This is a genomic window from Rhizobium sp. 01T417 (genome assembly GCF_056398905.1).
Window position 1 is genome coordinate 44,656 of record NZ_JBFTQH010000032.1, and the last position, 9,623, is coordinate 54,278.

Consider the following 9,623-nt stretch of genomic DNA (forward strand, 5'->3'; position numbering starts at 1 on the left):
CCACGTCCTCGTGACCCAGCTGTCCGAGAGGAGGATCGGCGTGATGAACAGGGCGCTGGCTGTCGCGGCCATCGGTGAAATTGTGACTGGCCTGGCGCTGGTCGCCATTCCCGCGCTCGTCGGTGAACTCTTGCTTGGGGAGGCCCTGGTCGGCGTGGCGGCGGCCGCCGCGCGTGTCGCCGGCATCGCGTTGATCGGACTGGGTGTCGCCTGTTGGCGGAGCAGCCCCCTTGAGGGCATGCTCTCTTACAGTATCCTTGTGACCTTCTATCTCGCCTATCTCGGTCTAGCTCACGGAATGACCGGTATTCTGCTTTGGCCAGCTGTGGTCCTGCATGCTGTCCTTTCGCTCCTGCTGACACGTATCTGGCGCGGCAATGCGGTCAAGTGAATTTCGCAGCGACAGTCTGGCCAAGCGGTATTTGAATGCGACCATCTCGACCAACGGTCGTGGCGGGTCCGGCTGAGCGGTGTCTGTGGCTGGTTTGGTACGTCACGTCGAGCATTTCGCCTGAAAGAGTGTAAAAAACGTCGTCAGATTGGATTTCCGTGAGAAGGCGATCAGGGCGCCTGCTGCGGGAATACGGTGTGAATCAAGTCAACGCAGCATCACCTGTCCGGGCGGTTCCCGGATGGAGCACCGGAGGTGCCGATTGAGGGATGCAGGTCGGCTCGTTGCATTTCAGAGACAATCGCGAGACCGCCAACTGGCTTCTCGTCACCCCACTCCGCTCTGGTCACCTGATGCAAGATGATTGAACCGGGGATCCTTGTGGGGGGCAAGGTCGTCACCCTGTCATGACCGCTTATGATCTTTGATCTGTCGACATGTTTACAGCCGCATATTGCCGTTTCTTCAAGCAAATTCTCGACCGGTTACTCAAGGATTGATCGAGCGAGAGGACACGAGTACGCCCATGTCATCGTAGATAAACTCGGCCCTTCGGTTATTGTCCCGCTCCAACATAAACCAATCCAATGTTTCGACCTGGAAGGTCAGTATTCCAAAAACCGCTTTCCCGGTGGTGTCGCCTGATGCAGCCATGGGCACTTGGGTGTCATTGCCCGATGCGTCTCCGGGCGGTCCACCGGTATAGGTTCTACGGGTCCACTCCGATAGCTTTGTCCAAGCCTCCTCTGCCTGCTCACTGAAAGGTCCATGAAGCGTCGCCGTCCCCTTTAAACGAAGCTGCAACCTGGTTTGGCTGCAGAATCCAAGAACCGTGACACAGGCATTTGATTTTATCTCGCTCCACTTTCGGCTTCGAATATCGGTATGGAACTCCAAGAGGCGCCCACGTCTGTCTGCCTCTCGCAGCACGACCATGCGTGCTTGCGGGCGCAACGATGCATCGACCGAACACAGGCTCACCTGCCTGAAGCCTGACTCTGGACTCAGGGCACCCTTCTCAAGTTCGCTCCACGCCGATGCTTCCACCTCGAGCAGGCTTGCTTCTTCTTCGATATCCAAATTATTGGCTCCTGCCAGGACCTTGGGGGCTCATGCTCGCTCTATCCTTTAATAGCGCGCTTGTGATCCCAGGAGAAAACAGTTCTTCGCGTGATTGTCGGTAGAAAAACTATGTCTTCGAAGACGCGCCTCAATGGCTTTTGAGATCGTGGCTGGCAGACAGTTCGTCATGGAACGGTCATAAAGGGCACGAACTGATTCGACATGACCTAGGTCACTGGGCGCTCTTTTTGTCAGGACGCAACATATTGACGACAACTGGCAGCTCCCCTGAAGATACGGTCGAACAGGCAGGCGCACTGTGCTTTCGCCAGGTTGAGCCTGGTGGCGAGCCGGAGGTCTTGCTCATTTCCAGCCGTCGTACCGGAGGCTGGGGTATTCCCAAAGGGCACATGGAATCTGGGGAGACTGCATCCGAGGGTGCCGTGCGCGAGGCTTTTGAGGAGGCAGGCGTTCGTGGCATCGTGACGAGGGATCCGGTTGGATCCTTCAGTTACCAAAAATCCGGAACCTCTTCGATCTTTCGTGTTCGCTTGTATCGCATTCGCGTTACCACGACCTTCGACGATTTTCCCGAAAAGGGTCAACGCATCCTACGTTGGCTACCCGCATCGATTGCGGCGAATGAGGTTGCCCATCCGGACTTGCGCGGTCTGATTTCGAGCGCCTTTTCGGCGGCCGACCTGTCGGCGTGATCCATCGTTCCCTCGGCTGGCGTGTTATAGCCGAGAAAGTTGCCTGGCTCTTCGTTGACGTCCGTCGGACTTATGCCGGCCATCTCTGCAAGCACATTGAGGGCGCGCCGTCGCCGCGACCGGGGCGAAAAGCCCGGCATCGACCATCCAGCTTCGCAGCGTTCCGCGCGCCACATGCAATCCTCAAGCTCTCGGCTGAAACCGAATTTGACCGTAAATCAAAACTGTCATTTGCGTTCTACGGCCATGATGATACCTCGAGCACGAGGCGCGATGGACGCGCACTCGCTCAGCCCTTCTCGTTCCCGGCCAGAAACCTATTGACTATTTAGAACATATGAAGAACATACGCCTTCATGTCCAGGCGCAAAGGCGAGTTCACTCCGGCAGAAATCGACCGGACGTATCCACACCAGATAGCGCTGTTTGCCGAGCTGTTCCGCGGTAAACTCGAGCAGGCGGCGTTCTGCCACGGAAACCACCTGCTCATCTGCCCGCGCGGACATCCGGTCGAATGCGAGGATCGGAATTACAATGTCTTTTGCTTCGCTGCAAAGCCGCACGCGGAGCGTTTCATGCAGGAATTTGGCGGCGAGCCGTTCGATCGGCGCGACAGGGGAGGGCGCAAACTGGATGAGTGGTTTAACGCCAAGCTACGCTATGGAAGTGATCTACTACGCGACGAGCACACGTTGCTCCGTTTCTTATTAGGCGCAGGCATTCTCTACGCGTCTTCTGAGTTCAGAGCCACCTGCATCGCAACACGGTTAATCGAAACCGGTGGACAAAGACCGGAGCTGGCTACCCGCTGAAAGTGGGGGCGTTAAAGTGAACCTTTAAGCAACAGAACGAAGACGTGCCATGACATCGTTCAGATTCATTCATGCCGCCGACCTGCATTTGGGCAGTCCTTTCAAGGGGCTGTCGGTAAAGGATGAGCAGCTCGCCGCGCTCTTTTCGAGGGCGACCAGACAGGCGGTAACGCTGCTGGTCAGCCGTGCGGTCGAACTCGCCGTCGACTTCGTCGTCATTGCTGGAGACATCTATGACGGGGACTGGAAGGACAACAAGGTCGGTCTGTTCTTCAATCGTGAAATGGGTCGGCTGCAGCGGGCGGGCATTCCAGTCTACCTGATACGTGGAAACCACGATGCTGCGAGCGTGATCACCAAGACGATCACACTACCCGACAACGTGCACGAATTTGCAACGAGCAAGCCTTCCACCTTCCTCATCGACGAGAAGAAGGTCGCCCTCCATGGACAGGGTTTTACGGACCGGGCGGCATACGAAAATCTAGCAATCGGGTATCCTTCGGCAATTGCAGGCTGGTACAACATAGGAGTTCTGCACACCTCAATGACTGGGCGCGAGGGGCATGAGGCCTATGCGCCGTGCTCGGTCGACGATCTGCGATCGCGTGCTTACGATTATTGGGCGCTTGGCCATGTTCATGAATTTGAAATAGTCGCATCCGATCCTCTGGTTGTCTTCCCAGGCAATCTCCAGGGTCGAAGCATCCGTGAGCAAGGCGCAAAGGGTGCAGTACTCGTTACTGTCGATGATGGCATCGCGACCGTTGATCGCCTTATCGTGGACAGCGCCCGATTCATCTCAATCGGTATCGACGTTAGCGAAGGCGATCTCGATGTCGATGTATTGAAGCGGATCGAGGAAGAAGCGATTCGGTTGTCGGCGGAATTCGACGGCAGGCCAGTCGCGGCACGCATCCGGATTTCTGGGGCCTGTGCCTTCCACGACGACCTGGCGCGTGATCGAGCGCAGTGGCAGGATGAGGTGCTCGCGGCCTGCCAGCGGGCGTACAGTGACATCTGGATCGAGAAACTTGAGCTGCGGCTCTCCTCCTCGGTGCCCGTCGCGGCGACCGCCTTTGCAGGAATTGAGCTTTTCAGGGCGTTAGAGGATCATGGGGACGATGCTATCCATGTCGATGAGATCCTGATGGAGATCTTGCCGAAGATGCCCGGTGGTCTCGCTACCAACGACAGCCCGCTTGGCCTGACAAATGTCGAACTGGTGAAGGAGGCACGTGAGCTGCTTCTGGCACGAATGGCGACGGCAGGCTGAAACATGCGCTTCGATCGGCTTGATCTTCTCCGATACGGCTCACTTTCGGACCGATCCATCCCATTTCGGCCGGATGCAAAATTGCACATCGTTTATGGGCCGAATGAGGCGGGCAAGTCCACCTTGCTCCGTGCCCTGTCTGATCTCTTGTTCGGCTTTCAGAACGAAGTTGCCGGATTGCACAAGTTCGAGCCATCCATCCTCAGAGTCGGCGCGAGCCTAACGCGACGTGACGGCGCATCGATCGATTTCCGGCGCCGTAAGGGTCGCAAGGCAACATTGGTCTCCAATTCGGAACAAGAGGTGCCTCTCGCGGACGATATCCTTTCTCCCTTTATTGGCGGGGTGAACCGATCAGTCTTTGAAAAGGCTTTCGGAATGGATTCTGCCAGGCTCCGCCACGGGGGAGAGGAGATGGCGACGGGAGATGGCGAGATCGGCCGCCTCCTGTTCTCGGCCGCTTCCGGACTGACGGGGCTCACCCAGCTGCGCAAGAGCTTGGACGGTGAGGCTGACGCGATCTTCTCTCAGCGAAAGTCCAAGGACCGGGTCTTCTATCAGGCGCTCGACCGTCACGAGGCTGCGCGGCAGTCCGAGAAAGTTCATGAGCTCCGTTCGCCCGACTGGAAGCGCCTCTCCGATGAAATCCGTGAGGTCGAGCGCCAGTTGGAAGAGCTAGGGCACGCGCGCCTGCGAACGAAAACGCGTCTTGATCTTCTACAGAACCTACGCACGCTCGAACCGCTTCTGACCGATGTCGATGTAGAGTTGGCCGGACTGGCGGAATTTGACGAGATCGCCGCAGTTCCGAAGGAGATCGAGCAGCAGCTCGAAAACCAACTGCAGCGTCTCCATGAACTCGCCGCGCGAGAAGCTGCTTCCCTTGCGACGAGCGAGCGCATTCGGGACGAGTTTGAGGCACTGCAGCTCGACCCTGCTGTTTTGAACCAGCGAGACCTGATCCACGAGCTTCTCACGGAGAAGGTGGCGTATTCTCAAGCGAAGGCCGATTTCTCGAGAGTCCGGGCAGAGGTAGCGGATTTCGATCTTGAGCTTGCTGGCCTTGGTCGAAGGGCAGGGCACCGGGGTTCGGTCGAGACGCTCATCCAGACTCAGCCAGCTGATGCTCAAATCAATCGTCTCAATAGTCTTATCCGCGATGGAAACGAGCTGAAACGCACCGAGACGAGCCTACGGCAGCGCCTGGAAGACCAGACCTCGGAATTCAGCCGTATCCAACGAACCGAAAGCGGTGGTACGCTTCAAGATGTCGGGCGTCTACAGGAACGTCTTGGTGCCCTCCAGCCAGATATCCGATCGCTCGAACGGATTGACGAAATTGATACCGCGCTAGCAAGGGCACGCCAGGATATCGGCGAAGCGAAGGCTCGCTTGGCTCCTCCAGTCCAGGATCTCGATGCGCTTCTGAAGCTCCCGCTTCCGGACGAAGTTGAATTGGAGAAACACCGCCCGAATCTTGTAGCAGCTTCCGACCGTGTGAAACGTGCCCAGGAAAAGCGGACAGAGCGCCGCTTGGAGCGTGAAGACATCATGCAGCTGATTTCGGACCTCGAAGATGATCGGCAACTCATTACCCGTTCGATGATCGAAGAAGCGAGGGCTGTTCGCGATGCGGCCATTCAAGGACTTCAGTGTGGTAATCTCTGGGACGGCGCGTTGCCAGTGCTCGTTCGCGAGGCGGACAAACTGTCGGACGGTGCACTTTCGCAAGCTGAAAGAACCGCCCGCCACTCGGCGCTGACGCTGAGATTGGCTCGACTTGATGGTGACATTGGCACCTGTGATATCGAACTCGAGGCTGCACGGGATCACCAGGAAGGTGTATTGGCCGCATTCTCGGGACTTTTCGATCATGCAGGAATTCCGGTTCTCGATATAGACCAAATGGGCAAATGGCTCCGCGGCATAAATGCCATCGCCAAGAGGCGCGAGAACGTCCGGGACCTGGAAGATCAGCTTCGCATTGTTCAAAGCCGGAATGTCCAAGTTACATCTGAACTTGCGAGCATTGCAGCAGCCATCGGGCTCGAAGCAAAGCTTGCCGGTCCGCTTTCCTCGAACGTCAGGCTCGTGGAGACAAAGCTGGCCGAACTGGCAAAGGCCTGGGATGAGCGGCGTATCGTCCGCGCCCGGCAGGAGGCGCTGGAGAGCGACATCGCTGACGGTGAGCGCAAGATCGCTATCTTGGCTACGGAAGTTGATGAGTGGCGGTCGCAATTTGCTGAAACATGCGTTGCTTTCGGGCTTGATGATGCTCCAACCTTGGAAATGGCTGAGGCTGCAATCCAAGTCTGGAAAGAAATCCCACGCTGTTACGCCGAAAGACAGAACAGACAGCGCCGTGTCGACGGCATGGCACGTAACATAGATCAATTCGAGGAGAAGCTGTCGGGCGTCTGCAAATCGATCGGTGATGATCTTTCCAAACTCGCTCCGTTACTCGCCGTCGATACCTTGCACAAACGAATGACCGACGCACAATCCGCCGAGGATCGTAATCGACATCTCGCTACGAGCCGAGAACGAGTGTCCGCTGAACTTCAGCAGATAGCCGAAGAAAGCCAGTCGATCAGTCAGGATGTGGCTGCTCAGTTGGCTCGTCTGAATGTCCAGATAGACGGCAGGACACTTCTCGAGCGTCTCGGAAGGCGTCGTGCCGTGGTCGAGAAGCTTGACGACAGTCGGCGGAGGCTGTCGCTGCATTCCAGGGGCATCAGCGAAGACGATATCCGGATAAAACTTTACGATTTCGATCGAGTCGCCGCTGATTTGGAGATCGAGACGCTTGCGGCCGAGGATACCCAGCAGTTCGACATGTTCGGCAAGCTCAAGGGAAGACTTGCTGAGCTGGCATCGACAAAAGAGGCGCTCGAGACCGGAATGAGCGCGGAGCAGGCTGCTTTCGACAAAGCATCTGCGGAACAAGAGACACAGGATCTGGCCCGCCAATGGGCTGTTCTGAGGCTCGCCTCGAAACTGCTATCAACCTCTTTGGAGCGCTACAGGGAGTCACAGGCAGATCCGCTGCTCGCACGGGCAAGCGAGTACTTCTCCACATTGACGAATGGATCCTTCGTTCGCTTGGTGCAGGAATTCGACGATCAGGATGCGATAAGGCTAAAAGCAGAACGATCCGACGGCGAGCGGCTTCCGACGAAAGCCCTCAGCGAAGGATCCGCAGATCAGCTTTACCTAGCCTTCCGCCTAGCGTTCATTGAGGACTTCTGCAGTCGCAACGAGCCACTTCCTTTCATAACAGACGATGTATTTCAGTCGTTCGATGACGAGCGCAAGGCTTCCGGGTTGAAAACTCTAGCGTCCGGAGGACGGGCGTTCCAGCCGATCTTGTTCACGCACGAGGGCAAGATTGTCGAAATCGCGAATGACTTGCTGCGGGGTGATGTCGATGTCATCAGCTTCGATCGCGTCGCGTCGAGCCTGACAGACGCGTCGAGATGAATCGCTGCAATCCAGCACCCATGGTCAGAACCCGAAATCGTTCAGATCTTCGAGGTTCGCGCTATCCTCGAGTCCAATGCGATCCGTCTCTCAATCCCTATTCTCCACACGGACGTGGGCGGCACGAGCTTTGACGCGGCGATCATTGAGAAACGACTCGGGGTCATTCTTGGTCGTTCGGCCGCCCTGCTAATCGGACCTGATGCAAACTGAACCATCAGGATGAGCCTTTCACGGCCACTTCGATTGACAGTTCGCGCCTTTCAGACCATCTGCGAACGGACCCATAGATCGAAGACCTTATGCCCGCACCTTACCTGACCAAAAACCTCTGGCCGGACTTTACTCTAACTGAAACAACGTACTCGTTCGCGCATCTTGCGGAGCAATACCTCACGGTGGTCGATTCCGCCGGTCAGGAGCGAAGGATCATTGCGACCTTTACCGATCATGTTTTCACTCGGGATCGACTGACGTCCGACGTCATTGAACACGCTTTCCCGGGGTGCAGTCGGGGCGTGGGATTTGTCTGTTCCGAGCGCCACGCTCTGTCGCTACAATTGCCGACGCTGTTGCCGAACATTTGCTCGTCGAAAGTATGGAACCTCACTGGAGCGGACCGGTACGCCCAGGTGCCGGTGGTGACACATGAAGACGAGGAAGCCCTCTACGCCATCATTTTCACGTTGGACAAGGTGAAGGGATTGCCCTTCCACCTTCATTTGATGGTCAGGTCAGCTTATCTCTGCCGAGAGAAGGCACCAGACACGTTCGGAGAGGTAAAGTTCAAGCATCTCGTTCGCCTGCGCCTTGAAAACAAGCATCCTGCTCGCGTCTACAGCGCTGGCAGGAAGAAGCCGATCATGCCGTGAAAACGAAAACGGCCCCTTTCGGGACCGTTTCGACCATTACTGGTCTCGGAGCGAAGCTCTCGGGATTTCTCCCTTCCCCGCATTCGCAGGGACCAAATCCCGAAGGACCTGGTGGCGTTGGCTATCGCACGCTCAATCACCAACGATCTGTGTCATGGATACTATTCCGATGACCCTCAGTCAACGCAAATTTCGCCGATAGGTTCCCAGTTGCAGTCCGCTAGACGGCACAGGAGCCCGGGAGGTTCTCTAGCATACTCGTTCGGAAGCCGGACACAAAATGGCGGGAACGAGTCCGATCAGCGTACTGCCCCTGAAGCCTACTGAGAATTGGCAGCTGTCGGGGCAAAGCGCTTTCGAAGAGTCAGCTCGATCTCATCGGCCTCCCATCGATCAGGATACGGTGCCTCCCAAACCAGCCGCTGCAAATCGCGAGGGACGAGTCCAGCGTAACCCAACTGTTCAAGACGAATCTGAAGCAGCGAGGCATCGGTCTGAACCACCAACCGCGCGGAGTCGCTGACCTGCTTCAGGACAGTGAGCATGGCCGCATATGATTTGAATCCGACCGAGGCCGCAAGTGCTTCATCAGCGTGCGACGACCGAATATTCGGGTACTTTTCTCGAAGTGCCTTCTTCAGGACAGCGATATTGGAGGGCGCAAGCCTAATCGTTGCATGGAACATAAGACGATCCGTTGTTCTGGCGAAGTCTGCCGATTACTCTTCGACCTTGTGAACGGGGTCGCCTTCAATGCCACGATTGCCCTTCAACCCGGCAGCAGGTTCGGATGGGCGTCCGAGCGAGATGATAGCAAACCGCCGCGTTCCGTCAATCACAGGAGAGGACTCTACGACCGGGGCAGAAATGACGCTCGAAGCCGTCTCTGGGCGTGTTCCAGAAGATTGCGGTGAGAAAGTTGAGACCGGCGCTCCGGTGATGTTGCCGCCCGTGGTAAAAACAGTCGTGATACCGCACCTGAGACGACCTTACCCCAGAAGAGGCCGAGATGAACGA

Annotated in this window: 8 protein-coding genes and 1 pseudogene; 7 read left to right on the forward strand and 2 right to left on the reverse strand. The window is 56.8% G+C overall.

Annotated elements, in window-relative coordinates:
• Nucleotides 1-43 precede the first annotated feature (43 nt).
• Nucleotides 44-391 carry a hypothetical protein gene (locus AC1DPR_RS24380; RefSeq protein ID WP_477817303.1) on the forward strand — a complete coding sequence of 116 codons (348 nt, stop codon included), beginning with the start codon at nucleotides 44-46 and terminating at the stop codon, nucleotides 389-391.
• A 489-nt stretch (nucleotides 392-880) separates the two neighbouring features.
• On the opposite strand, the gene AC1DPR_RS24385 is transcribed toward AC1DPR_RS24380, so the two are convergent.
• Complete coding sequence (locus AC1DPR_RS24385) at nucleotides 881-1,471, reverse strand: pyridoxamine 5'-phosphate oxidase family protein (protein ID WP_477817304.1); 591 nt, start codon at nucleotides 1,469-1,471, stop codon at nucleotides 881-883.
• Nucleotides 1,472-1,719: 248 nt separating this feature from the next.
• On the opposite strand from AC1DPR_RS24385, the gene AC1DPR_RS24390 reads away from it, so the two are divergent.
• The 6 genes and pseudogenes from AC1DPR_RS24390 (at nucleotide 1,720) to AC1DPR_RS24415 (ending at nucleotide 8,606) form a co-directional block, all read left to right on the forward strand.
• Nucleotides 1,720-2,166, forward strand: coding sequence for an NUDIX hydrolase (locus AC1DPR_RS24390; protein ID WP_477817305.1), 447 nt, complete (start codon nucleotides 1,720-1,722; stop codon nucleotides 2,164-2,166).
• A 356-nt stretch (nucleotides 2,167-2,522) separates the two neighbouring features.
• A complete protein-coding gene (locus AC1DPR_RS24395; RefSeq protein ID WP_477817306.1) occupies nucleotides 2,523-2,978 on the forward strand; it encodes a hypothetical protein in 456 nt (151 codons plus the stop codon).
• A 49-nt stretch (nucleotides 2,979-3,027) separates the two neighbouring features.
• Nucleotides 3,028-4,254 carry a metallophosphoesterase family protein gene (locus tag AC1DPR_RS24400; protein ID WP_477817307.1) on the forward strand — a complete coding sequence of 409 codons (1,227 nt, stop codon included), beginning with the start codon at nucleotides 3,028-3,030 and terminating at the stop codon, nucleotides 4,252-4,254.
• A gap of 3 nt (nucleotides 4,255-4,257) precedes the next feature.
• On the forward strand, nucleotides 4,258-7,734 hold the full coding sequence (locus AC1DPR_RS24405; RefSeq protein WP_477817308.1) for an ATP-binding protein: 3,477 nt from the start codon (nucleotides 4,258-4,260) through the stop codon (nucleotides 7,732-7,734).
• Nucleotides 7,735-7,758: 24 nt separating this feature from the next.
• Nucleotides 7,759-7,833, forward strand: a pseudogene (locus AC1DPR_RS24410) (GntR family transcriptional regulator); the annotation flags it as partial.
• 203 nt (nucleotides 7,834-8,036) lie between these two features.
• Nucleotides 8,037-8,606, forward strand: a complete 570-nt coding sequence (locus AC1DPR_RS24415; protein ID WP_477817309.1) for a hypothetical protein — start codon at nucleotides 8,037-8,039, stop codon at nucleotides 8,604-8,606.
• Between the two features lie 320 nt (nucleotides 8,607-8,926).
• Here the strand turns inward: AC1DPR_RS24415 and AC1DPR_RS24420 are convergent, their stop codons facing one another.
• Complete coding sequence (locus tag AC1DPR_RS24420) at nucleotides 8,927-9,292, reverse strand: hypothetical protein (protein ID WP_112824593.1); 366 nt, start codon at nucleotides 9,290-9,292, stop codon at nucleotides 8,927-8,929.
• Nucleotides 9,293-9,623: the final 331 nt, after the last annotated feature.